Source organism: Streptomyces sp. NPDC037301 (genome assembly GCF_055602785.1).
This window is the reverse complement of sequence record NZ_JBVJWD010000057.1, coordinates 1-22,838: the sequence shown is the minus strand read 5'-3', so window position 1 is coordinate 22,838 and position 22,838 is coordinate 1. Positions and strand designations below refer to the sequence as shown.

The 22,838-nt window shown below is 68.6% G+C and carries 19 protein-coding genes and 7 pseudogenes; 15 read left to right on the top strand and 11 right to left on the bottom strand.

From position 1 onward, the window contains the following. Positions 1–133 precede the first annotated feature (133 nt). Positions 134–1,033 (top strand): annotated as a pseudogene (locus ACZ7IB_RS42235) (IS3 family transposase); the annotation flags it as partial. A gap of 32 nt (positions 1,034–1,065) precedes the next feature. Then, positions 1,066–1,470: a Tn3 family transposase gene (locus ACZ7IB_RS42230; RefSeq protein WP_470920128.1), complete on the top strand. Its 405-nt coding sequence runs from the start codon at positions 1,066–1,068 to the stop codon at positions 1,468–1,470. A 636-nt stretch (positions 1,471–2,106) separates the two neighbouring features. Here ACZ7IB_RS42230 and ACZ7IB_RS42225 read toward each other — a convergent pair. Then, entirely contained in the window at positions 2,107–3,576 is a 1,470-nt protein-coding gene (locus ACZ7IB_RS42225; protein ID WP_470920126.1) for an MFS transporter, read from the bottom strand. A 407-nt stretch (positions 3,577–3,983) separates the two neighbouring features. Next, the gene (locus tag ACZ7IB_RS42220; protein ID WP_470920124.1) at positions 3,984–4,877 is read right to left on the bottom strand and encodes an oxidoreductase; all 894 of its coding nucleotides are present in this window, start codon (positions 4,875–4,877) and stop codon (positions 3,984–3,986) included. Between the two features lie 170 nt (positions 4,878–5,047). On the opposite strand from ACZ7IB_RS42220, the gene ACZ7IB_RS42215 reads away from it, so the two are divergent. Beyond that, entirely contained in the window at positions 5,048–5,944 is an 897-nt protein-coding gene (locus ACZ7IB_RS42215) for a LysR family transcriptional regulator (RefSeq protein ID WP_470920122.1), read from the top strand. A 92-nt stretch (positions 5,945–6,036) separates the two neighbouring features. Here ACZ7IB_RS42215 and ACZ7IB_RS42210 read toward each other — a convergent pair whose 3' ends face one another. Further along, a complete protein-coding gene (locus ACZ7IB_RS42210) occupies positions 6,037–6,726 on the bottom strand; it encodes a tyrosine-type recombinase/integrase (RefSeq protein ID WP_470920120.1) in 690 nt (229 codons plus the stop codon). A 460-nt stretch (positions 6,727–7,186) separates the two neighbouring features. On the opposite strand from ACZ7IB_RS42210, the pseudogene ACZ7IB_RS42205 reads away from it, so the two are divergent. Next, a pseudogene (locus ACZ7IB_RS42205) lies at positions 7,187–7,778 on the top strand (Tn3 family transposase); the annotation flags it as partial. A gap of 165 nt (positions 7,779–7,943) precedes the next feature. Here ACZ7IB_RS42205 and ACZ7IB_RS42200 read toward each other — a convergent pair. Then, positions 7,944–8,339, bottom strand: a complete 396-nt coding sequence (locus ACZ7IB_RS42200) for a RidA family protein (protein ID WP_175255905.1) — start codon at positions 8,337–8,339, stop codon at positions 7,944–7,946. A gap of 136 nt (positions 8,340–8,475) precedes the next feature. Between ACZ7IB_RS42200 and ACZ7IB_RS42195 the strand changes: the two genes are divergently transcribed. Both ACZ7IB_RS42195 and ltrA read left to right on the top strand, forming a co-directional pair. Next, on the top strand, positions 8,476–9,450 hold the full coding sequence (locus ACZ7IB_RS42195) for a helix-turn-helix transcriptional regulator (protein ID WP_470920118.1): 975 nt from the start codon (positions 8,476–8,478) through the stop codon (positions 9,448–9,450). Between the two features lie 844 nt (positions 9,451–10,294). Next, on the top strand, positions 10,295–11,725 hold the full coding sequence (gene ltrA / locus ACZ7IB_RS42190; protein WP_470920116.1) for a group II intron reverse transcriptase/maturase: 1,431 nt from the start codon (positions 10,295–10,297) through the stop codon (positions 11,723–11,725). A 130-nt stretch (positions 11,726–11,855) separates the two neighbouring features. Here ltrA and ACZ7IB_RS42185 read toward each other — a convergent pair. Together ACZ7IB_RS42185 and ACZ7IB_RS42180 are read right to left on the bottom strand one after the other, a co-directional pair. Next, positions 11,856–12,137, bottom strand: a pseudogene (locus tag ACZ7IB_RS42185) (transposase); the annotation flags it as partial. 159 nt (positions 12,138–12,296) lie between these two features. Further along, positions 12,297–12,656, bottom strand: a complete 360-nt coding sequence (locus ACZ7IB_RS42180) for a transposase (protein ID WP_470920114.1) — start codon at positions 12,654–12,656, stop codon at positions 12,297–12,299. A 295-nt stretch (positions 12,657–12,951) separates the two neighbouring features. Between ACZ7IB_RS42180 and ACZ7IB_RS42175 the strand changes: the two genes are divergently transcribed. Beyond that, positions 12,952–13,866, top strand: a complete 915-nt coding sequence (locus tag ACZ7IB_RS42175) for a S1 family peptidase (RefSeq protein WP_470920112.1) — start codon at positions 12,952–12,954, stop codon at positions 13,864–13,866. 242 nt (positions 13,867–14,108) lie between these two features. On the opposite strand, the gene ACZ7IB_RS42170 is transcribed toward ACZ7IB_RS42175, so the two are convergent. Beyond that, positions 14,109–14,378, bottom strand: coding sequence for a hypothetical protein (locus ACZ7IB_RS42170; protein ID WP_470920161.1), 270 nt, complete (start codon positions 14,376–14,378; stop codon positions 14,109–14,111). Here ACZ7IB_RS42170 and ACZ7IB_RS42165 point away from each other — a divergent pair. Then, positions 14,322–15,008, top strand: a pseudogene (locus ACZ7IB_RS42165) (helix-turn-helix domain-containing protein); the annotation flags it as partial. The gene ACZ7IB_RS42170 and the pseudogene ACZ7IB_RS42165 sit on opposite strands and share 57 nt — an antisense overlap. Before the next feature lie 135 nt (positions 15,009–15,143). Here the strand turns inward: ACZ7IB_RS42165 and ACZ7IB_RS42160 are convergent. The 4 genes and pseudogenes from ACZ7IB_RS42160 to ACZ7IB_RS42145 all read right to left on the bottom strand — a co-directional run. Continuing rightward, the gene (locus ACZ7IB_RS42160) at positions 15,144–15,563 is read right to left on the bottom strand and encodes a hypothetical protein (protein WP_470920159.1); all 420 of its coding nucleotides are present in this window, start codon (positions 15,561–15,563) and stop codon (positions 15,144–15,146) included. A gap of 17 nt (positions 15,564–15,580) precedes the next feature. Beyond that, on the bottom strand, positions 15,581–16,390 hold the full coding sequence (locus tag ACZ7IB_RS42155) for an IS3 family transposase (RefSeq protein WP_470920110.1): 810 nt from the start codon (positions 16,388–16,390) through the stop codon (positions 15,581–15,583). Continuing rightward, positions 16,387–16,695: a transposase gene (locus tag ACZ7IB_RS42150; protein ID WP_470920108.1), complete on the bottom strand. Its 309-nt coding sequence runs from the start codon at positions 16,693–16,695 to the stop codon at positions 16,387–16,389. The genes ACZ7IB_RS42155 and ACZ7IB_RS42150 overlap by 4 nt, the downstream gene beginning before the upstream one ends. A gap of 72 nt (positions 16,696–16,767) precedes the next feature. Continuing rightward, positions 16,768–17,136: pseudogene (locus ACZ7IB_RS42145) on the bottom strand (helix-turn-helix domain-containing protein); the annotation flags it as partial. Positions 17,137–17,334: 198 nt separating this feature from the next. On the opposite strand from ACZ7IB_RS42145, the pseudogene tnpA reads away from it, so the two are divergent. From tnpA to ACZ7IB_RS42110, 7 genes and pseudogenes are all read left to right on the top strand, one after another. Beyond that, positions 17,335–17,682 (top strand): annotated as a pseudogene (gene tnpA / locus ACZ7IB_RS42140) (IS200/IS605 family transposase); the annotation flags it as partial. A gap of 435 nt (positions 17,683–18,117) precedes the next feature. After that, positions 18,118–18,525 carry an archease gene (locus tag ACZ7IB_RS42135; protein WP_470920106.1) on the top strand — a complete coding sequence of 136 codons (408 nt, stop codon included), beginning with the start codon at positions 18,118–18,120 and terminating at the stop codon, positions 18,523–18,525. Between the two features lie 26 nt (positions 18,526–18,551). Continuing rightward, positions 18,552–19,535, top strand: coding sequence for a CapA family protein (locus ACZ7IB_RS42130; protein ID WP_470920105.1), 984 nt, complete (start codon positions 18,552–18,554; stop codon positions 19,533–19,535). Positions 19,536–19,540: 5 nt separating this feature from the next. Beyond that, positions 19,541–20,968 (top strand): RtcB family protein, encoded by a 1,428-nt coding sequence (locus ACZ7IB_RS42125; RefSeq protein WP_470920103.1) that lies wholly within the window; start codon positions 19,541–19,543, stop codon positions 20,966–20,968. 352 nt (positions 20,969–21,320) lie between these two features. Then, positions 21,321–21,983 (top strand): annotated as a pseudogene (locus ACZ7IB_RS42120) (dienelactone hydrolase family protein); the annotation flags it as partial. Positions 21,984–22,167: 184 nt separating this feature from the next. Then, entirely contained in the window at positions 22,168–22,590 is a 423-nt protein-coding gene (locus tag ACZ7IB_RS42115) for an RlpA-like double-psi beta-barrel domain-containing protein (protein ID WP_030926101.1), read from the top strand. Between the two features lie 11 nt (positions 22,591–22,601). Beyond that, positions 22,602–22,823, top strand: coding sequence for a hypothetical protein (locus ACZ7IB_RS42110; protein ID WP_470920101.1), 222 nt, complete (start codon positions 22,602–22,604; stop codon positions 22,821–22,823). The last annotated feature ends 15 nt before the right edge of the window (positions 22,824–22,838 follow it).

The following is a 22,838-nucleotide window of genomic DNA, read 5'->3' as shown; positions in this document are numbered from 1 at the left end:
CCTAGCCACGCGCGGGTCGTTCAAACGAACGGCCCTGTCTCACATTCGGTGGTGACACTGAGTGGCGTCGGTGTTGGCCACCGACGCGTACGTCCCGCCCGGGCTGGAGTGGTACAGCGCGACGGCATCCGCGGACCAGCTGGTGAGCCGCTTCCAGTTCGTTGACGATCACCGTGACGCCTTCGGCGTCAAGCGGCTGTGCCGGATGCTGAAGGTCTCCCGCTCCGGCTTCTACCGGTGGGCGGCCGGCGCGGAAGCATGGGCCGGGCGGGCACGGGCGGACGCCGAGCCGGCCGAGCAGATCGCTGAGATCCATACCGAGTCGGACGGCACCTACGGGGCTCCGCGTGTTACGGCCGAGCTCCAGGACGCCGGGGTGCTGGTCAATCACAAGCGGGTGGCACGCGTCATGCGGAAGTTCAACATCGTCGGGCTGCACCTGCGCAAGAAGGTCCGCACCACGATCCCCGAGCCCTCGGCGACGCCGGTGCCCGACCTGCTCAAGCGCGACTTCACCGCCGCGCCGAACACCCGCTACGTGGGCGACATAACCTACCTGCCCGTCGGCAACGGCCAATTCCTGCATTTGGCAACGGTGTTGGACCTGTACTCGAAACGCCTGGCAGGCTGGTCGATCGCCGATCACATGCGCACCGAGCTGGTCACCGACGCACCCCGGGCCGCGGCCTCGGCCCGGGGTGCCGGCGGTCTGCACGGAGCGATCTTCCACAGCGACACCGGAGCCCAATATGCCTCGAAGGAGTTCGCGCAGGTCTGCACGGACCCCGGCGTGATCAGATCGCGCGGCGCGGTGGGCACGAGCGCGGACAACGCCGCTGCCAAATCGTTCAACGCGACAATGAAACGCGAAACCCTCCAGGGCGCCAAACGCCGGCCTGGGCCCCGATCGGCCCGACTCGCGGTCTTCCGGTGGGCGACCCGCTACAACACCCGGAGAAGACACTCCCGCCTCGGTCAGATCAGTCCGATCGCCTACGAACAACGATCAACTACGCTGGCCACCGCCGCATAACAACCGGTGTCCACAATCAAGGGTGAAGCCCGGTGAAGCCCGGTGAAGCCCCGACGATCGTGCTCCTTCGATATCTGTCGGAGCCGGAATTGCGCGATTCGATCCAGTCCATGACGAACAAGACCGAGGCGTTCCACAAATTCAGCCACTGGTTGATGTTCGCCTCCGACCTGCTCGCCGACAACGATCCGGAGGATCAGGAGAAGATCATCAAATTCAACGAGCTGCTGGCGAACTGCCTGATCTTCCATACCGCCGTAGACGCCACGAAGGTCGTGAACGATCTCGTCGGGGAGGGCTGGGAGGTCGACCCGATCGACCTGGCCACCACCACCCCGCCGTACATCACCAGCAAGATCCGGCGCTTCGGAACGTGGCACCTGGACATGGAGCCGCCGGACGGGCAGGCGGTCGGACACCTGCGGCTGGTGGCATGACCCGGCCCGGGATGGCTCGGCATCATGAGACGCATGGACGATCAGCGTGAAGTCCTCACCGACGACGAGGTGAGCGACCTGCTCGACGACGACCGCGACGCCGGATGGGAGGACGACGAGTCGTACGACTGGGGCCGGTGAAGAACACGCAGGTCACAGGCTCACTGGTGATGGCGGATCGGCCATGACCAGCAGACCAGGCGCCGGGCGGGGGCCGTCACACTCTCTGCCCGGCGCCCGGAGCGTACGGGTCGGCCCCGGCTGCTGCCCTACGGGGAAAGGGCGGCGGCCGGGGCCGAGTGCGGACACAACCCGAGGGCTGGTCAGTCGGCGGGGATGACGTAGGCGCGGGCGAGCGGCGCGGGCACACGTTCGCGGGACGGCCCCGGCAAGACCGCCCCGCGACCGCCGCACGCCCGCTGGAGTCCTCGCTGCCAGGCTGTTGACCAGGGAAAATCTAGAAGTCCGGCTGGGTATTAGTACGCGTCCCGGAGCGCCGACTTGATCGCCGAGAAGGCACCGACACATGGGAGGTCGCCCACGGGAAGCGGTGCGACCGGACCGTCGGCCTCAACCGACGAGGTGGGCACGGTCAGTCATCGGCCAAGGCCGACGCGCCCTCGACTGTCCCACCTGTCATCGCGATTCCAAGCCACCGGGGCACAAGGAGATCGTGGCAGGCTCCTCGGTTCCCGGCACGAGTATCGAGGGAGCCGCGGACTTCGGGCTGCCGGGCAGGAAGAGCGCCACGCCGAGTGTGGTGGCCACCAGCACGGCCGCCCCGACAACCAGGCTGATCCGCATCCCGGTCATGAAGTGGGCAGAGTCGGCGATCATCGCACCGAGCAGGGCGACTCCGATCGCGCCGCCGAACTGCCGGGCGGCACTGAGTACTCCGGATGCGAGGCCGGCCCGCTCGTGCGGCACCGCCTCCAGCATCGCCGACGTCAACGGCGGGATCGCGAGTCCGCCGCCGATGCCGAGCGGCACCAGCAGGGTCAGCAGCAAGGGAGTGGGGGTGTCCCGACGGACGAGGAGCAGGCCCAGGATGCCGACCGTCTGGATGACCTGGCCGAGGATCAGCGGGAGGCGCGGCCCGTACCGGTTGGTCAGCTTGCCAGCGAGCAGGTTGACCAGGGTGGTGAAGGCCGTCATCGGAATGAACATCAGTCCCGCGGTGAGCGCCGAGGCTCCGCGGTGCTCCTGGAAGAAGATCGTGAAGACGAAGACCAAGCCGTAGTAGCCGAAGTTCAGGGCCAGACCCGCGCTGGTGCAGACGGCCACCGAGGGAATGCGGAACAACGTCAGCGGAACGGCAGGATCACTCTGCCGGGACTCGACCAGGAGGAACGCGGTTCCGGCGAGTACGGCGACCAGGAAGCCGCAGATCGTCGTCGGGCTCGTCCACCCGCCCGACCCTCCGGTGATGACCGCGAACACCAGGGCCGCCAGCGCGAGTACGGCGGTGACCTGGCCGGCCGGGTCCATCGGGGAGTGTCCTCGTGGGGAGCGGGGTGCCCGGAGCATGCCGCCGAGTGCGAAGACGCCGACCGGCAGGTTCACGAAGAAGATCCACCGCCAGCCGAGTCCGGTGGTCAGCGCGCCGCCGACAACCGGGCCGGCCGCGACCGCCGCACCACCACCGGCGGTCCACAGTGCGATTCCGCGAGCGCGCTGGGCCGGGGAGTCGTACGCCTGGCGCACCAGGGCGAGCGAGGCAGGCATCATCACAGCGGCTCCGGCGCCCTGAATCGCCCGCGCAGCGATGAGCACAGTGAGGTTGGGTGCCAGCCCGCACAGCGCGGACATCAGGGTGAATACAGACAGCCCGATCGTGAAGGCGCGGCTCGCGCCGATACGGTCGGAGATGGCACCGGCCGACAGGAGCAGGGCCGCGAAGAACAGGGTGTACGCGGTGACTACCCACTGCAGTGCGGAGACTTGGCCGTCCCACTGCTGACCGATGCTCGGCAGGGCGACGTTGACCACGGTGGTGTCCAGCGTGATGACGAAAAAGGCCAGACAGGCAACCAGCACCGTGGACCGGAGACCCAGCCGCGGCCGGTTGTCGGCTGCCTCGGGGCCGGACGGAGCACTACCCCTCACGTCGGCTGCAGGCTGCCCGCTCACAGCGTCCATCCCAAGTGCGCAGGCGGCGACGCAAGTCGGTGGAAGTCACCTGTCGCTTCGGTCCCTTCACCGGGGAGTGCCACCCCCTCGTCACGCACGTCACCGTTGAGGTCCATGGATCTTCCTTCCAGGTCTTGCCGGTGCTCGGTGTGCTGCGAATCCCTCGCAGCCGGAACGACCGACGACTGAGTCGCTTTCCACTCATCTGCCACGCAGGACCGGCGGGGTACCGGCGGTGTGCGGATGCGGAGGCCGAGCCGCCCGGGAGTGTCACGCCCCGGGCTGCCACAGCTCCCGGCGAGACGGTCTCCCGGCAGGGGGCTCTTCCCGGTCCCGCCTCAGCGTTCTGGGACCGACCGCCAGGACCTGACCGCCCGCTCCTCTCACTCCCCGTCGAAGTCGGTGCCCCGGCTGACCGCCTCCCAGGCGGCCGCCTCCTCGCCGGCGGACTTCAGCTGGGCGGCGATGGCGTCGGCGGCGTCGTTGCCGAGGGCCAGGCGCAGCGGGGTCTGCTCGGCGGCCAACGCGGTCAGGATCGCCGCGGCGGCCTTCTCGGGGTCCCCCGGTTGCTTGCCGTCGCTGTCCGGGAGCCCGGCGCGGACCGGGCCGACCGTCTCCTTGTACGCGTCCAGGGGCGCCGACTGCTGCAGCGCACCGCCGCCGGCGAACCCGGTCCGGAACGCCCCCGGCTCCACGACCAGCACCTTGATCCCGTGCGGGGCGACTTCCAGGGCCAGCGCCTCGGACAGCCCCTCCAGGGCGAACTTGGTGGCCGAGTAGGCGCCGACGCCGGGGAAGGAGAACCGGCCGCCCATGCTGCTCATCTGCACGACGGCGCCCGAGCCCTGGCGGCGCATGTGCGGCAGTACGGCGCGGGTGAGCGCGGCGGGGCCGAAGAAGTGCAGGTCCATCAGGTCGCGGAGTTCGCGGTCGGTGGTCTCCTCGACGGCGCCGACCTGTCCGCGGCCGGCGTTGTTGACCAGTACGTCGATCCGCCCGTACCAGAGGATCACTTCGGCGACGACGGCGGTGATGCGGGCCGGGTCGGTGACGTCGAGGGCGACGGGGACGACGCGGCCGGGGTGCGCGGCGGCGATTTCGTCGAGGGATTCGGGGCGGCGGACGGCGGCCACCACGGTGTCACCGGCGGCGAGGGCCACTCGCGTGATCGCCTGCCCGAAACCGGAGTTGGCGCCGGTGATCAGCCAGACCTTGCCGGTTGCGGAGCGGGTGGGGGTGGCGGCGGGGGCAGCAGCGGTGCGTGCGTTGTCGCTCACGGGGATCTCCAGGGTGGTTCCGGAAGCCGACCGGGCGCCGGCCGGCGAACACGGCCGAGGTGACATCCCGGCGTGCGTCTCCATTACGGCCTCCGCCCGGCCCCGCCGTCCAAGACCGAGATCAACACGACCCATAAAGAGCGTTTATCGCCGCTGGTTATGATCTCCCCATGGAGCTACGGCAGTTGAACTATCTCGTGGCGATCGCCGAGGAGGGGAACCTTGGTCGGGCGGCGGCGCGGCTGTACGTGAGCCAGCCCGCCCTGTCGTACGCGCTGCGGAAGCTGGAGGCGGAACTCGGCGTCCCCCTCTTCGAGCGGCACCCCGGCGGCGTGACCCAGACCCCTGCCGGGCGCGATGTGGTGGCCGAGGCGCGCCGGACCGTACGCCAGGCGGACCGTGTCCTCGCCGCGGCGGAACGCCACCGGTGCCAGGAGAAGGCGGTGCTTCGGGTCGGCTTCGAGGCAAGCGGCGCGGGCGAGTTGACCACCCGGGCCCGGGCCGAGTTCGCCCGTCGCAATCCGGACGTCCGGGTGGAACCGAAGCGCTTCGACTGGGGCCAGGAGGCGGCCGCCCTGCGCGACGGCCGGGTGGACGTCGCCTTCGTCTGGCTGCCCGCGGACCTCACCGACCTGCACGCCGAGGTGGTCCACACCGAACCCCGGGTCGTCGGCCTCCCCCTCGGGCACCCGCTGGCGGGGCGTACGGGCGTCGGCATCCTGGACGTCAAGGACGAGCCGCTGCTGTGGACGGAGCGGGCGCCGCGCGACTGGGTCGACTGGTGGGCGGTGAACCCCAGACCGGACGGCTCCGCACCGCACTGGGGTCCGAAGAACGACAACGTCGAGGAAATGCTGGAGCAGGTCGCCGAGGGCGCCGCGGTCTGCTTCGCCCCGGCGAGCATGGCCCTGTACTACGCCCGCCCCGACCTGTCCTGGGTCCCGCTCACCGACGTCGAACCCCTGAGGGTCGCCCTGGCCTGGTGCGAGGGCGCGAGCAGCCCCCTCATACGGGGTTTCGCCGAGGTAGTACGCGAACTCGCCGCCGCTCCGCAGGGGTCGCAATAGTAACGGCCGCGAAAACAACGGATATCGCTGACCTGGGACGATGTCGCTCGGAGCGCGGTGTCGTCCGGAGAGCTCGCCGTGAGTGCTCCGGCTCAGCCCCGTCGACGGGCGGCCGGGTCGCGGGAGGCGACGTGCTGTACGACTGCGTCGACGCCGGGACGTGCATACCGCTCCAGCGACCGTGCGGAGGCGTGGCGGGAGCGGGCCAGCAGCATCGGCGTTGAGGTGCCGTCTTCCGCGTCGTGTGTCAGCGCAGAATGGCGGAGTCGGTGGAGTGTCCACCCCTCCAGCTCGCCGACGTCCTCGGGGCGGGCGAGGGGGTTGGCGAGTAGCCGGGTGCTCTTCTCGAAAATCTCTTCCGCCCGGCGGTAGGACAGCCTCGCGCGCCCGGTAACCAGGCAGATGTCCAGGGCCGGGGTGCGGGCGGGGGCTTTGCGGTCGGTGAGGAAGAGCGGGCCGTGGGTGCGGCCGGCGATGAGGCGAGGCAGGAGCTGGGCAGTGCCGGACTGCCAGTGAATCCACTCGATGGCGCCGCCCTTGGAGACGACTCGGCCGCGCTTGTCGGCGGGGAACAGCTCCTCGATGTTCAGGCAAAGGATTTCGTCTGCTCTGGCCGCCCTTTCGTAGAGGAGCTTCCAGAACGTCTTCTCCCGTACGGAGGGGTCCAGTTGCCACAGGGCAGTGATCTGCGGTTTGGACGTGCTTTCGTACGGTCCGGTGGCGCTGGGCGGCGCTCGATCCCGATCGTGAGGTCGGCCTCGATCCACCCCTGGGCCTGCCACCAGCCGATCGCCTTGCGCGCGATGGACAGTTCCCGGTTGACGGTGTCGGCGTCCATCTCGTCCGCCCGCGCCGCGGCGAGCTCGGCGAGCACCGGAGGAAGCGCCGGGTCGTCGACCCCGGCCAGCTCGAAGGGTGCGGGCTTGGCGCCGCGGCGGGCCGGGCCGGTCGGCGTCGGCTCGCCGCGCAACATCCACCCCCGCGCCAGTGGGGTATCGCTCGACCGCCGCGGCGTACGACGGGGGCGGGGCGGACACAGGCACGACCCGGGGGCGCGGCAACCGCAATGCGCCCCGGTTCTCCGGCACGGCCGCCCGTTCGATTGCCATCCGTCCACCCCTTCCAGCTCTGCCGCAGTAAATGCGTGCACCTCACCCCGCGTCGCGATCTTGGTACGCGATCGAACGCCCAAGATCGCCGGAGGGGTGCCGGGGGAGGGTATCGGCGCTGCCGCAGTAAATCCGGGTCGACCTCAGGCGGATCGCCACGCACTGGCCGGACATGCTCCGGGTGGCCGGGTCGCTCATCACCAACCAGGTCCGCGCCTACGACCTGCTGCGGATGTTTCGGCCGCGAGGGGCATCCCACCCCGCTGGGGGCGGCGTTCGCCGAGTACGGCCGCATCGACAAGACCATGCACCTGCTCGCCCTGGTCGACCCGGTCGACGACACCTACCGGCGCCTGATGAACCGGCAGCTCACCGTGCAGGAGCCCCGCCACCGCCCGGCCCGCGCCATTTGCCACGGCGGCCGGGGCCAGATCCGCCAGGCGTACCGCGAAGGCCAGGAGGACCAGCTCGCCGCCCTCGGCCTGGTCCTCAACGCCGTGGTCCTGTGGAACACCCGCTACCTGGATGCCGCCGTCGCCCAGCTCCGCGCCGAGGGCCACGACATCAAGGAGGAGGACGTCGCCCGGCTCTCCCCGCTCAAGGACCGGCACATCAACTTCCCGGGCCGCTACCTGTTCAACATCAAGGCCAGCGGCCCCGCCCAGGGCCTGCGCCCCTTCCGGAACCCGGACGCCCTGGAAGACGACGCCGCCGACGAAGGCTGAGAACCTGTCAGGTGTCCTGGGGGGGGCGGAACCCGTCGACGTCGGCCGCGACCGGGTCGGGTGCGGGGGCGATGTACGTCACCATTCTGAGCACCGGAAATCACCCACCTGCCTGCTACTCGTGCCGGTTCAACCGGCACGAGTAGCGGAGGTGGCGAGGTCGCATCACGCGACGGCGGTCCCCTCAAGCTCGACCATCTGGCCGGGGATCGCCAGCCGCGTCACCCCGAGCATCGTGGTGGTCGGCGCCACCCCGGCAGCGCCCAACCGCGCCGCCAGCACTCCGTAGTGCTGGAAAAGCAGATCGACGTCGGTCGTGTAGACGTTGAGCCGGACGAGGTTCGCGAGAGACATGCCAGCCTCGCCAAGCACGGCCTCCAGGTTATCGATGCTCAGCGCCAACTGCGCCGCCATGTCACCGTCATGCTGGGGCTTGCCGTCGCCGCTCATCGCGGTCTGCCCCGAGATGTACAGGGTCCGGGTGTGCCCGGAGACGACCTCACCCTGGTTAAATCCCATCTCCACCGACCACGTCACCGGGTTGACCGCCGTTCGTTCCATTGCCACGTCAGCTCCATTCGATTCATTGGGAGTACGTACGTCCATCGGCTCGGTAGCCGCCAGCCTCGACGTCGCGTCAACGAATCTCGCAGCAAATCACGACGTCCTTAGTCATGTATTCCGATAAAGTTCTCGCATGCGCGCCGACCGGTTGGTCTCGCTGGTGCTGCTGCTGCGTCAGCGCGGTCGGCTGACTGCGGACACGCTGGCCCGCGAGCTGGAGGTATCCACCCGCACCGTGCTGCGCGACATCGAGGCGCTGTCCGCGGCCGGCGTCCCGGTCTACGCCGAACGCGGCCGGCACGGCGGTTTCGCGTTGTCGCCCGGTTTCCGGACCGAGCTCACCGGTCTGAACCACGACGAGGCCCTTGCCTTGCTGACCGCCGGATCGGGGCGCGGCGAGCAGGTATTCGGCCTCGGCTCGGCGCTCGCTTCGGCCATGCGGAAGGTTGTCGACGCGCTGCCCGAAAGCCACCGGGCCACCGCGAGCGACGCGGCCCAGCGTTTTCTCGTCGACCCGGAGACCGACCTGCTCTCACGTCGGCTGGTCACTGAGGAGGTACCCGGCACCACAATGATCGAGGTCCGGCGCGCGGTGCTCGCCGGACACAAGCTGCGCATCCACTACACGGCCACAGGCCAGACACCACAGTGGCGCACGGTGGACCCGATCGGCCTGGTCACCGTACGCGACCGGGGCTACTTGCTGGCCACGAGATCTGGCGCGGACCGCACCTATCGGCTGTCGCGGGTGTTGGCCGCCGAGGAACTCCCCGAAACGGCACAGCGACCAAACCGGGTCGATCTGGACCGGATCTGGCGGGAACGCTCCGCGCAGTTTCTCTCCGGCGGCGACCACATCACCGTGCGGGTACGGGTGAACCCGGCGCGGCGGGAGGACCTGCTGGACACCGCGCTGGCCGTCCGCGCAGAAGACCCCGACGCAGACGGCTGGCTGCGGCTGGATGTGACCTTCCAAGATTCACGGCACGCCGAATGGGCGCTGTGGCAGCTCAGCACGGACGCGGAAGCCCTGGCCCCGCAGTCGTTGCGCACCTCCCTACGCAACCGCGCCGCCGCGATCGCCACCTGCTACGGCGAGTCATTCTGAGAGTTGTCGCCTTCTACGGACCGCCGCCCACGCGATTCGGACCGCTCCATGCTGGTAGGTGCCAAGCGCACCGAACGGCGCGTGCGCAACGCGCGACGCTGCCTAGTTGTTGCGGAGCGTCACGAACGTCCCGCCCCGCAACAACTAGGACATGTCCGGGCGATCAAGTTCGCAGCCAGATGACCAGGGCTGCTGCTGTGGCGGTGCCGAGGAAGACGTACCCGCGCTTGTCGTAGCGGGTGGGTGCGCCACGAGGCGCCATGGAATCGAGTGAGGTGAGAGACCTTCACCGCCGGGTTGTCGCAGCAATCCGGTTGAAGCTGGGGGCAGTTCGGCTCGGGGGATGCCGAGTCGGGCGGTAAGCAGCCCCGACAACGTCGGGACGGGCTGGCACTGCCAGACGGTCCGGGTCCGGCTAGTGAGACGGGAAGGTGCACGCGAGGAATCAGTGCTTGACGCCCCGTAATTACGACACCGGCTCCAACCTGGCGGATGCGGGCCGGATGCAGTGCACGGCCGCCGATGGTCGGCGGCCGACTCCGAAGCCGGATCTACCTACCGGTGGGGAGGCCACGCCGAAAGCCTGCGGCGTAAGCGTGGCGATGCTGCCGGGGTAGAGCTGGGCACCTCACCCGTCGATCGGTTCCGTGGTGAACGTGGGAACTGCCCGCGGTCGCCCCAGTCCGGACCTCCAGTCCGGTGGCGGGCAGGCCCATCGCCGGCTGATGGCCGTCGGGCAGGACGGAGGCTCCGTAGTACTCCGAGGCCGGGAGAGCCGGCCACATGGGGAAGGGGGCCAGCAAGTCAGCAGTAAGGACACTGGAATGCCAGGAGGTTGTCGCCGGTGAATACCGACGAGCTGGAATGGGCCTTGATGAAGGCCGAACGCCGGGTACTGGAGATCCAGACCAAGCTGCACCGTTGGGCTGCTGATGATTCTCATCGCAGGTTCGACGATCTGTTCAACCTCGTGGCCGATCCCTCCTTCCTGTTGGTGGCGTGGGACCGTGTCCGGGGAAACAAGGGTGCCCGCACGGCCGGAGTGGACGGGAAGACCGCACGCTCCATCGAGGCTGGGCAGGGAGTCGAGATGTTTCTCGGCAGGCTGCGGACTCAGATTAGAGACCGCAGCTTCCGACCGGTTCCCGTCCGTGAGCGGATGATTCCCAAGGCGAACGGCAAGCTTCGTCGTCTTGGCATTCCGACCGTGGCGGACCGGGTGGTCCAGGCGTCCTTGAAACTGGTGCTGGAGCCGGTGTTCGAAGCGGAGTTCCTCCCGTGTTCCTACGGGTTCCGCCCGAACCGCCGGGCTCATGACGCGATCGCTGAGACTCGCTATCTCGCCAGCCACGGATATGAGTGGGTGGTGGAGGGCGACATCACGGCGTGCTTCGACGAGATCTCGCACCCGGCTCTTATGGAACGGGTGAGGAATCGAATCGGGGACAAGCGGGTGCTGTCCTTGGTGAAGGCGTTCTTGAAGTCTGGGATCCTGTCCCGGGACGGAGCCTTCACGGACACACGCACTGGGACCCCGCAGGGCGGAATCCTGTCGCCGCTGCTGGCCAACATCGCGCTCTCGGTCCTGGACGAGCACATCGCCCAGGCCCCCGGAGGACCAGATAGCACCTCCGGGGATCGGCGCAGGAGACGGCGCCGGGGATTGCCCAACTACCGGCTGGTCCGGTATGCGGATGACTTCCTCGTGCTTGTCTTCGGTCGCTGTGAGCACGCCGAGGAATTACGCGACGAGGTCGCGGAGGCGTTGAAGCCGATGGGCCTTCGCCTGTCGGTGGAGAAGACAAAGATCACGCACATTGACGAGGGCCTTGATTTTCTCGGATGGCGCATCCAGCGTCACCGGAAACTGGGCACTGACCGGCAGTACATCTACACCTATCCGGCACGGAAATCAGTGCGTTCCGCGACGGGCAAGGTGAAGGAACTGACCGGACGGCAGAACGTCGGCTTGTCTCTGGAGTCCTTGCTCCACCGACTGAACTCGGTGTTGCGGGGATGGTGCACGTACTTCCGTCCCGGAGTGTCGAACGTCGCTTTCTGTTACCTCAGCCACTACACATGGATGAGAGTGACACGATGGATCCGACGCAAGCATCCCGGGATCACTTGGAAGCAGCTCCGTCGACGCTATTACGGCGGTGGCTGGTGGCCTACCACGGAGGAAGCGGAACTGTTTAACCCGGCGAAGGTAAGCACGACCAGATACCGATACCGGGGAAAACTCATCCCGACCCCGTGGCCCACTACAGCATGAGGAACTGAACACCCCGAAACGGGATTTGTGGAGAGCCCGGTGCCCGGAGACGGGCACGCCGGGTTCGGGAGGCGGCTCGGGGAAACCCACTGGTGGAAACACCAGCAGGGCGCCCCGAGTCGACCTCACCGACTGCCCGGGACTGCTTCAGGAGGTTGATCGCCCGTTCGACGGTGTTGCGCTTCTTGTAGCGGTCCTCGTCGAAGCCGGGTGGTCGTCCGCCGTGCGAGCCCTTCCTCAGGCGGGCGGCCTGGCTGTCGGTCTTCTCCGGGATCGTGTGGCGAATGCCCCGTCGTCGCAGGTACTCACGGCAGGGTCCGTTGCTGTAAGCCTTGTCGGCCGCCACGCTGTCGGGCTTCTTGCGCGGCCTGCCCGGACCGGTCCTGGGGATGCGGATCTTCTCCAGGACCGGGCCAGATCTACGCGAGCACGGCCCGGCCGGCCCCGTGTTCTGGCGCTTCGGCCGCGACCACATGCAGCCCCTTCTGGAAGCGATCGGGAACCCGCGCCGGGAAGAGGCCGACGCCCGCGAGTGGGGGGCTGAGAACGCCCGTCATGAGGAATACAAGGCTCAGGTGCGGCGCGCGGCAGAGCAGAAGGCGGCCGAGCGCGAAGCCCGCCGCCCCGCCTGCGCCTCCTGCGCCTCCTGCGGGACGAAGTTCACCGACGACCGGTGGAAGGCGGCCAAGGCGTACCCGAAGCCGGGACCGCGGTGGCACCCGGCCCTGTGTGACCCGTGCGAGAAGCAGGCCGACAGCGAGCCGGAGCGGAACCCCTGCTCCAGCGGCAGCAGTTGCCAGTTGATGTCGTTGGAGAGCACGCACAGGATGCCCTGCGGACACAGCCGATCGAGCACCGGCTTCGGGCCAGACACCCTCTCGGGCCAGGGCCGCAGCAGAGGCTCGATCAGCTCCCACAACGCGTCGTCCACGATCCACGGCTGGTTCCCCACACCCCACGAACGGCGGAATCGTCACACCGGTCACACCTCACCAGCGCACCTCGACATGACCGTATGACGAGCTCAAGGCGCCGGGACGGTCGGCCCTTGTGTGCCCATGGCCAAGGAAGACAGTCCGGGTGCGGTGGCCGTCAAGGGAGCGGAAAGAGCCAGGACGGAGCGGTGGGGTAGCGGGGAACTTGGCTGTACGCCGACAATGCGGTCACCCTTCGCCGCCCGGGGGCCACCGGGCTCCCGGGCCGAACCGAGAGGACCGACCATCACTATGCGCAACCCTCTCCTCGCCACCCTCACCGCCGTGGCCCTCGGTGCCGCCGCCTTGGTAGGCACCACGGGCACGGCAGCCGCAGCACCCGACCGCGCGAGCGGGGCGACCCCCACTGCCGCGACGGCCGCCGTGCACCCTGACAGTACGCCCGCCCCGGTGACAGCCGCCTCCTTCGCCGGCACCGTGGCGCTCAGCAACTGCTCAGGCTCCCTGGTCCGCATGCCGAACTCGCAGGCGACGGACCCGGGGCTGGTCATGACGAACGGCCACTGCCTCGAAACTGGCTTCCCGAGCGCGGGTCAAGTCATCACCAACCAGTCCTCCACCCGTAGCTTCACGCTGCTCAACGCCTCGGCCGGCACCGCCGGAACACTCAAGGCGAACAAAGTCGTCTACGCGACGATGACCGACACGGACGTCACGCTCTACCAACTGACCAAGACCTACGCCCAGATACAGCAGTCCACGGGAATCGCGCCGCTGACGCTGTCCGCGACCCACCCGGTGCAGGGGCACGCGATCGACGTGGTCTCCGGCTACTGGAAGCGGGTCTACTCCTGCTCCGTCGACGGATTCGCGTACCGCCTGAAGGAGGGCCAGTGGACATGGAAGGACGCCGTCCGCTACACCCCGGAGTGCCAGGTCATCGGGGGCACCTCGGGCTCCCCGGTCATCGACACGACGACCGGGCAGGTCACGGCGATCAACAACACCACCAACGAGAGCGGTGAAAGCTGCACCCTCGACAACCCCTGCGAGGTAAACGAGCAGGGGACCGTCACCATCCGCAAGGGGATCGGATACGCCCAGGAGACCTACGGCATCCCCGCCTGCTTCACGACGGGCAACAAGCTCAACCTGTCGGCCACGGGCTGCACGCTTCCGAAGCCGACAGCGGTATCAGCACGCTGAGTTGACACTTGAGGGGGGCAAGGGAAGCTCGTCCACACCCCGGCACTCCGGGGCCCCTTGTCCCCCGGCCCGCCCGCCCGCCCGAATCCATTCGGATGCCACCGGAGCTCGTCTGGTACGGCGAGCCTGGAGACCGATTGCCGTCGGCGACATTGGTGAACGTCAGCGGACCGGCCTTGCTGTAGTCGTGAATGAACCGGGCAACCCGGCCGGCGCCGCCACCTGATCCCGCTCGTCGAGATCTACCGGTTCCTGCCGTCGTCCTCCAGCGCGAAGAACGCCAGTTGCTCCTCGTCCACGTCCTCTACCGGGGTCGGATCCGCCTCCCACGCCGCCATCGGGGTCAGCCCCGGCTCCAGGCCGGAGGGCTGGTGTTCGGTGTTCCACCACCCCACCCAGCCCAGCAATGCGTCGACGAAGTCCGCGAAGGACAGGAGATCGTCGACCTTGCCGGGGCGAAGATCGCCGAGGCGACGTTCACCAGCGATGACCGGGTCCGGAATGTGATTCACAACTTCAACGCCGACGGCTTCGCGTCGCTGTATCCGAAGTACAAGGGTGGCCGCCCCAAGACGTTCACGCTGCCCGAGCGGCGCGAGATCAAGAAGATCGCGAAGTCGAAGCCGACCGAGCACGACCTGCCGTTCTCAACCTGGAGCCTGACCAAGCCGGCGGACTTCCTGGTTGCCGAGGGGGTGGTCGACGACGTCAGCCACGAGGGCCTGCGCATCCTGCTCCGCGAGGAAGGCGTCTCCTTTCAACGCTTGAAGACCTGGAAAACCTCCCGCGATCCGGACTACGCGGCCAAGAAGGCCCGCGTCGAACACCTCTACGCGATCGCCGACGGCGAGGTCATACCCGAGGACGGCGAGCCTGAAGTCATCTTCTGCATGGACGAGTTCGGGCCACTCAACCTGATGCCTCACCCGGGCCGGCAATGGGCCGAGCGCGGCGGCAAGCACAAGGACCCCGACCGTGAACCACGCCGCCGACGGCGGGCGACCTACAACCGCTACGGCGGGGTGCGGCACCTGTTCGCCGCCCTGGACCTGGCCAAGGACAAGCTCTACGGCCACATCAAACCAGTCAAGAAGCGGACGCAACTCCTGGAGTTCTGCCGCCACCTGCGCAGCATCCATCCGGACACATGCGCGGGTCGGAACCGATGACTCAGGCGGGACGGCGATGTCGCCGACGGTTCCGTTCGGTGCGGGCACCGGGGCAGGTGAGACCACCCCGGTGCCGACAGCCCACCTCTGCCGCGGTGGCAGCGAGTCTCAGCGGACCGTCACGTTGAAGACCGGCGAGGCTGTGGTGCCGCTGACGATACGAAGGTCGTTCTTGCCCTTCAGCCCGAGCTTGACGCCGAGCGAGTACGAGCCGTCCCGCGAGATGCTCGTAGACGCGGGCAGGCTGACCCACTTGCCGTGCTGCTTCTGCTGAAGGGTCACCTTGCTGCCCGCCTTGAGACCGGTGGTCTGACCCGTGACCCGAAACAGCTGCCAGGCACGGACGGAGGACACCGACGGCTTGGCCGTGATGCCGGCCTTGGCAGGCACGGCCTTCTGCGCGACGACGACCGGGGTTGCGGTGTGCGCGGCCGGGGTTGCTGCCATCGCGGTGCCCATAAGGGCGAGGGAGGCCGCGCCGAAGACACCGACGACGGCAATGCGCAGGGAGCGCCGCTTTGAGACCATCACAGATCTGCCCCTTTCTATGCTGAGAACAGCCTTTCGCACCAAAGGGCACCTACGTGTCGATTGGCGCAGTCACTAGAAACGACGGCACAGCGGAGGCAGACGTTCATCCGGACTTTGTCACTGTCTTGTAACAGCCGAGCGGGGCCGGGTCGATAGCGCCTGGAACAGCTCGGCGGCGAGGCGGCGGCGGCCGCACCCCGCGACCTCGTCATGCCGGCGTAGGCGACCCGAGCGGGCCCGTGGTCGGCATGGTGAACGAGCTCGCCGGGGGTGACCTCGCGGCCGGCCAGGGCATACTCCAGCGACGACAGGACCAGGTCGGCGTCCGCGCGGGCGGAGGTCTCCCAGGCCACGGCCCTGCGGGAGAACGCGTCCCGGATGGCCGACAGCCACAGCGGCCCCTCCCTGGTGGGGATCATGGTCAGGCCGGTGACCCACAACCGGTTTGGTGCGGGTGCCGTGAAGTCGCGTTGCACCAGGTCAGGAGCGAGATCGGCGTCCGGGTCCCGGCGGGTGAAGCCCTTGCCCCTGCGGGGACTGATCCCGGCCAGGCCAGCCTCCCGCATGAGCCGTTCGACTCTCTTCCTGCCGACATGGACGCCCTCACGCCTGAGGACGGCGTGCACGCGCGGTGAACCGTAGACCCCGCCGGAGTCCTCGTGGACCTGACGGATCCTGCCCGACAGTTCGGCGTCCTGGCGGCGTCGTTCGCACGGCTCCTTCTCAGCGCGGCGCCAGCGGTAATAGGTGGAGGAGGGGATGTTCAGTTCCCGGAGTACGGGTTCAACCCCCAGGTGCGGGTGCTCGTCGACGAGCGTGGTCACCTGAGCCGGGTCGGGTCGAGCTGAGCGGCGAAAGAGGCCGAGGCCGTCCGCAGGACCTCGTTCGCCCGGCGCAGTTCCCACACCTCGCGTCGCAGCTGGGCGAGCTCTCCCTTCTCCTCGGTGGTGAGCAGGTCGTCCCGCTCGCCGGCGTCGGCCTCGGCCTGACGGATCCAGTTACGCAGGGCCTCATGATGGACCCCGAGTTCCTCGGACATGCGGCGGATGACAGGCTTCGGCTCGGCGGCGCGGTACATCCGGACCGCACGCTCACGCAATTCCAGCGGGTACTTCCTTGGGGCATGCATCGTCTGGTCTCCTCTCATGAGGCCCATCTGACCTGCTGTCAGCTTTCCCCGCATCTCGGGGGAACCTCATCACCACGTGCCCTCCGCGGTGCAGGAGACGTGGAACATCCGACCGATCAGGGTCTTCACGCGGGCCAACGTCCACCGGTGATCAGCCCAGCTGTGCGCGAGTGGACCGCGCTCCAACTCTCGTTCCAGTCTGGAAATTTGGCCGTCGGACAGCCGGGAGCGGCCAGGCGACCCTTTCGAGGCAACATCAGCTGCACCGCCCTCACGCCACTGACATCGCCACCGCTCCACCGACCGCTCCGACACCCTGAGCGCGATCGCGATGGCTTTGGTCGTCTGTCCGGCCTCAAACCGGGCCACCGCATCCAGACGCACTCGCTCGCGAACAGCCCTCTCCGCGTCGGCGAAGCCCCCACCTTGCGCAGACCTCACAGCCCCAGCAGTACCGGACCAGGAGTCCTGGATCTGCCGAACGCTGCGACATCGCTCGTTCACGTTCAGTAGCCAACCGATGTCGCACTCCGTCGGCTCGTAACCAGCCGTACCGACGTTCCGGAGCAGGCTCAGCAATCCTCCGAAGTCGCCATCCTCCAGCCTGATGCATGCCGCGCCAGGAAGGCCTCCAGGTGAGTCACCACATACCGGCGGGACGTCTTCAATGACGAGATGCTGACGCGCTGCGAAGAGATCATGCGGAAGGTCTGCGAGGACTTCCAAACCGACCTGATCGAGTTCAACGACGCAAAGGACCACGTACATCTGCTGGTGCACTACCCGCCGAAGGCCGCCCTGTCGAACCTGGTCAACTCCCTCAAGGGTGTGTCCTCGCGCCGATTGCGGCAGGAGTTCACCGGCCGCGTGAACTGGGCGATCATGCACGGCCGGTTCTGGTCCGCATCCTGCTTCGCAGGGTCATGCGACGGCGTACCGCTCCAGGTGGTCAAGGACTACATCGAGAACCAGAAGCGGCCCGACTGAGTACCGACCGAAGGCGGGGATTCCCCCGAAGAAGAGGGATAGCGGAAGTACGGATCTCACCACCTGGAGCGCAAAACGCCTGTGCCCGATCCACCGAGTCACAAGTCGCCCGCGCACTCCTCATCCGCCCCCGCCCACGCGGCCCTCGGCGTCGCATGCGTGCACTCCTTCACGAGGACTGCGAGACGGCTACTTTACGCCACCCGTTGATTGCCTGCGGTAAGCGAGGCGGGGAAGGTGTGTGCACCGCCGACGGGTGGTCGCGCCTCGTGCAGGTTGCCCTGGAGCGGTGTACGGGACGACTCTGGAGGAGGCATCGCCTGCGGCTCGGGAAACCCGGCATCAGGCTGCGCATCCGGAGACGACAGAGAGGCGCCGACCGTGGACGGTCGGGAACCTGTGGGGAAGCAGCCCGGCGCGAGTGGACACCGGGCTGTGTCACACACCGCGGACATGCGGGTGGAGGCATGGTCGCCAACGGCCGAGGGGTGCATCGGCGAGGCGGTACGCGCGGTACTGGAGGGCTTCGCCGACACGTCCGGGGCCGCGATTGTCGGTGAACGCGAATACGTGGTCACGGCGGAGTCCGACGAGGACCTACTGGTGTCCGTCTTGGAGGAGGTCGTCTACCGAATGGATGCCGACGGTGAGATCCCGCTCGCTGTTGAGGTGGGGTCGATCCGGTCGGCGGGGGAGGGTCGGGGCCTGTCGGTCCGCTTCCGGATGGCCGACGCCGGCACCGCCGTGCCGATCGGTGCGGTGCCGAAGGCTGTTTCGCTGCACGACCTGCAACTCTGCGGCGGCCCTGGCGGCTGGACCTGCCGGGTGACCCTCGACGTCTGAGTGCAGGGCGGGGAAGGGACAGGATCATGACGCTGACACTGGCACTGGCGGGCGACACCATGCTGGGGCGCAGCGTCGCCGAGGAGCTGCGCCGCTCGCCGGTGCCGGGGACGCTGGTATCCACGGGGGTCAGGAAGGCGCTCGCGGAGTCGGACCTGTTCGTGCTCAACCTGGAGTGCTGTGTTTCCGACCGCGGGCAGCGCTGGCGTGACCCGCGAAAGGCTTTCTTCTTCCGCGCTCCCTCCGCCGCCGCGAAGGTGCTCGCCGAACTGGGGGTGAGCTGTGTGACGCTCGCCAACAACCACGCCCTGGACTACGGGTTCGACGCCATGGCCGATACCCGCACCCTGCTGACCGGGGCGGGCATCCACGCGGTCGGCGCCGGGGCGGACGTACACGCAGCCCGGGAGTTCGCGGTGCTGGAGGCGGGCGGCGTGCGGCTGGCGGTGGTGGGCGTCACGGACCACCCGGAGGAGTACGCGGCCGGCTCGGACAGTCCCGGTGTGGCCTGGGCCGATCTCCACGTCGGGGTGCCCGGCTGGCTGACGGAGTCGGTGAGCCGGGCCGCTGCGGCGGCGGATGTCGTACTGGTCACTCCGCACTGGGGCCCCAACATGACCTCCCGGCCACCGCGCCACGTCTCGGCCGCGGCCCCGGAGCTGCTGACGGCGGGAGCAACGCTGGTCGCCGGGCACTCCGCCCATGTCTTCCACGGGATCGCCGACCGGATCCTCTACGACCTGGGCGACTTCGTCGACGACTACGCCGTCGATCCGGTCCTGCGCAACGACCTGGGGCTCCTCTTCCTGGTGACCTTGGACGGCCCGGATGCCGCGCACCTGGTTCCCGTCATGGTGGAGGCGATACCGCTGGCCCTGGACTACTGCCACACCCGCCTGGCGCGCGGCGAGGACCGGGAGTGGATCCGCGAGCGGCTCACCACCGCCTGCGCCGAGTTCGGCACCACCGTCGCCGATCGGACCGGACGGCTGACGGTCGACTGGAGGTGAGGGACGTGGACATCGCACTCGTGGAGACGAGCCCGTACCGCTTCCGTATCGAGCAGCGGGGGCCGATGCGCGTACCCGGGGTGGTGTTCGCCTCGCGGGCGCTGCTGCCGCAGGCGGCTGGGGACAAGGCAATGGAGCAGGTGGCGAACGTGGCGACGCTGCCCGGCATCGTCCGTGCCTCCTTCGCCATGCCCGACGTCCACTGGGGCTACGGCTTCCCGATCGGCGGGGTGGCCGCCACCGACATTTCCCGCGGCGGGGTCATCTCGCCCGGCGGCGTCGGGTTCGACATCTCCTGCGGCGTACGGCTGCTGGCCGCCGATATCGACTGCGAGTCGCTCGGCCACAACCAGATGCGGCGGCTGATGGACATCCTAGACAGCACCATCCCGCGCGGCATGGGGCGTGGCGGCCTGTGGAAGCTGTCGGGGGTCGGGGAGATGGACGAGCTGCTGGTCGGCGGCGCTCGGTACGCGGTCGAACACGGGCACGGTGTGCCGCGCGACCTCGGGCGCTGCGAGGACTACGGCGTCCTGGACGGCGCGGCCCCGGGGCAGGTGAGCAAGCGCGCCGTCGAGCGCGGCCTCCACCAGGTGGGAAGCCTCGGCTCGGGCAACCACTTCCTGGAGGTCCAGGCGGTCGATCAGATCTACGACAAGGCCACCGCGGCGGCCTTCGGACTGCGAGTGGGCCAAGTGTGCGTCATGATCCACTGCGGCTCGCGCGGCCTGGGACACCAGGTGTGCACCGACCACGTCCGCGTGATGGACCAGGAGCTGCACCGGCACCGCATCCAGGTCCCGGACCGGCAGCTGGCCTGTACGCCGGTCGACTCGCCGCGGGGCCGCGCCTACCTGGGGGCGATGGCGGCGGCGGCCAACTACGGCCGGGCCAACCGTCAACTGCTGTCCGAAGCCGCCCGCCACGCCTTCACGACGGCTGCGGGAGTCGGTCTGGATCTGGTCTACGACATCTCGCACAACACGGCCAAACTCGAGACCCACGAAGTGGACGGCGTGGCGCGTTCACTGTGCGTCCACCGCAAGGGCGCGACGCGGGCGCTGCCGCCCGGCGACCCGAGCCTGCCGGAGGACCTCGTCCGGGCGGGCCAGCCGGTACTGGTCCCCGGGACGATGGGCACTGCCTCGTTCGTGATGGTCGGCCTGCCCGGTAACGACGCCTTCCACTCCGCCTGCCACGGCGCCGGCCGGGTCTGGAGCCGCCACCACGCGCTGCGCATGGTCCGTGGGGAGCAGCTTCGCGGCGAGCTGGAGGCCCGGGGCATCGCCGTGCGCCCTTCCTCGTGGCGTGGACTCGCCGAGGAGGCGCCGGAGGCGTACAAGGACGTCGACGCGGTCGCCGCCGTCACCGAGGGCGCCGGACTCGCCCGGCTGGTCGCACGTCTGGTGCCGCTGGGCGTCGTCAAGGGATGAGCCGATACGGAGCGGGAGAGAGGGACGTAGCTTCATGGAGGGCCTGGTCAGTGAGGGGTGCGCGCTGCCGGTGTCCGCGGGAGTGTTCTTCGCGCTCCCGCGCGGTTCGGCGGCAGCACGCGGACCTACCGGACCTTCGCGCATGCTCCGAACCAGGAGGGCTCCCGCGCCTCGGCGGAACGCGAGTAACGTGGAGTGCAAGTGCAGGGTTGGCAAGAAATCCGGTCGAAAGCCGAGAGCAGGGATGACAGATTGCCGTCCTGCAGCTTTCGGACATCGCTAGGCAAAAGGGCCCATCTTGTTGAGGCCATCGAGCAACAGCGCGTAGACGCAGCAAACCGCGGGAGGAGCGGCTATGGCGGCCGCGGATCCGGAAGTCGTCGTGCACGCCGGACCGGTCCGGCTCCACGGGGAGCTGTCTGTCCCCGAAGGAGCCACGGGCATCGTCGTGTTCGCCCACGGCAGCGGCAGCAGCCGGCACAGCCCGCGCAACCGCTTCATCTCGGCCTCGCTGAACAAGGTCGGCCTGGCCACGCTGCTGTTCGACCTTCTCACGGCGGAGGAAGAACTGGACCGCGCTCACGTCTTCGATACCGCTTTGCTGGCCCGCCGCTTGGCCGATGCCACCGGCTGGCTGTTCGAGCAGTCCGAGACCCATGGCCTCGCGGTCGGCTACTTCGGCGCCAGTACCGGCGCGGCCGCCGCGTTGTGGGCGGCCGCGGAGCCGGACTCCTCGGCCGTGGCGGTCGTCTCGCGCGGCGGCAGGCCCGATCTGGCCGGGCCCCACCTGCCGGCGGTGACCGCGCCCACGCTGCTGATCGTCGGAGGCAATGACGAGGTGGTGCTGGACCTCAACCGCCAGGCCCAGGCACTGCTGCGCTGCGAGAACCGACTGGCCGTGGTCCCCGGCGCCACTCACCTGTTCGAGGAGCCCGGTGCTCTCGAGAAGGTGGCGGAGCTGGCCGGCGAGTGGTTCGCCGGCCACCTGGCTCGTCGGGCAGGACCAGGCGGCTGAGCGCCGGCCCCGGTTGCGAGGCCCTCGACAATGCGGAACGAGGCCATCTATGCAACCCGCTTATCTACGCGCATCATTGGGTTGCTTCGCTCGCACAACCATCCCTGGCCGCGACAGCTTGACATGCACCTGTCGACGGCGTGCATTTGTCATGCACTTGTCATTTCCTAGGAGGGGCAACACGATGGCTTGCGGATCAACCAGCCTGTGGGCCGGTGAAACCAGCTGGTTCTGCTGTGGCAATGCCTGGGGGCCATGCTCCAGTGCCGGCGGCGGCGCCTGCGGCAACTGCCAGTCCAGCGCACACCACGGCGCGTGGCCCAACGCCTCACAGGCGTGCTGGAACATCACCCGGCCCGACCTCTGTGGCGAGAACATCCCCAGACGCGGCTGCGGTGCGGTGATGAACGTCAAGCACCAGTGCTCCGGCGCGACGGTGTGCATCACGATCACCGACTGCGGCCCACGCACCAAGGACTGGTGCGGCGAGGCGACTTGCTGCAACGGCACCTGTCGCACCAACCGGGTCCTCGACCTGACCCCGGCCGCCTTCTCGGCGATCGGCAACCTGAGCTCGGGCAAGCTGCCGGTCTACATCTACGAGTGAGGAGGACCGACATGACCGTACGGCACAACCGGGCCGACGGGATGCGCCGCCGGCGCTTCCTCACCAATGCCGCCCTCGGCGGCGCGACCATCATCGGCGCGACCGCGCTCGGCGGCCTCGACGCCGAGGCCGCCTTCGCCGCGGAACCCTCCCTAGGGCGCGTATCGAGTCGTGATCAATCTGTGGGATTCGCCCTCGCGGCGGGGCCTGGACCGGTAGATGTTCTTGCGTGACGCGAGTGCAACTGA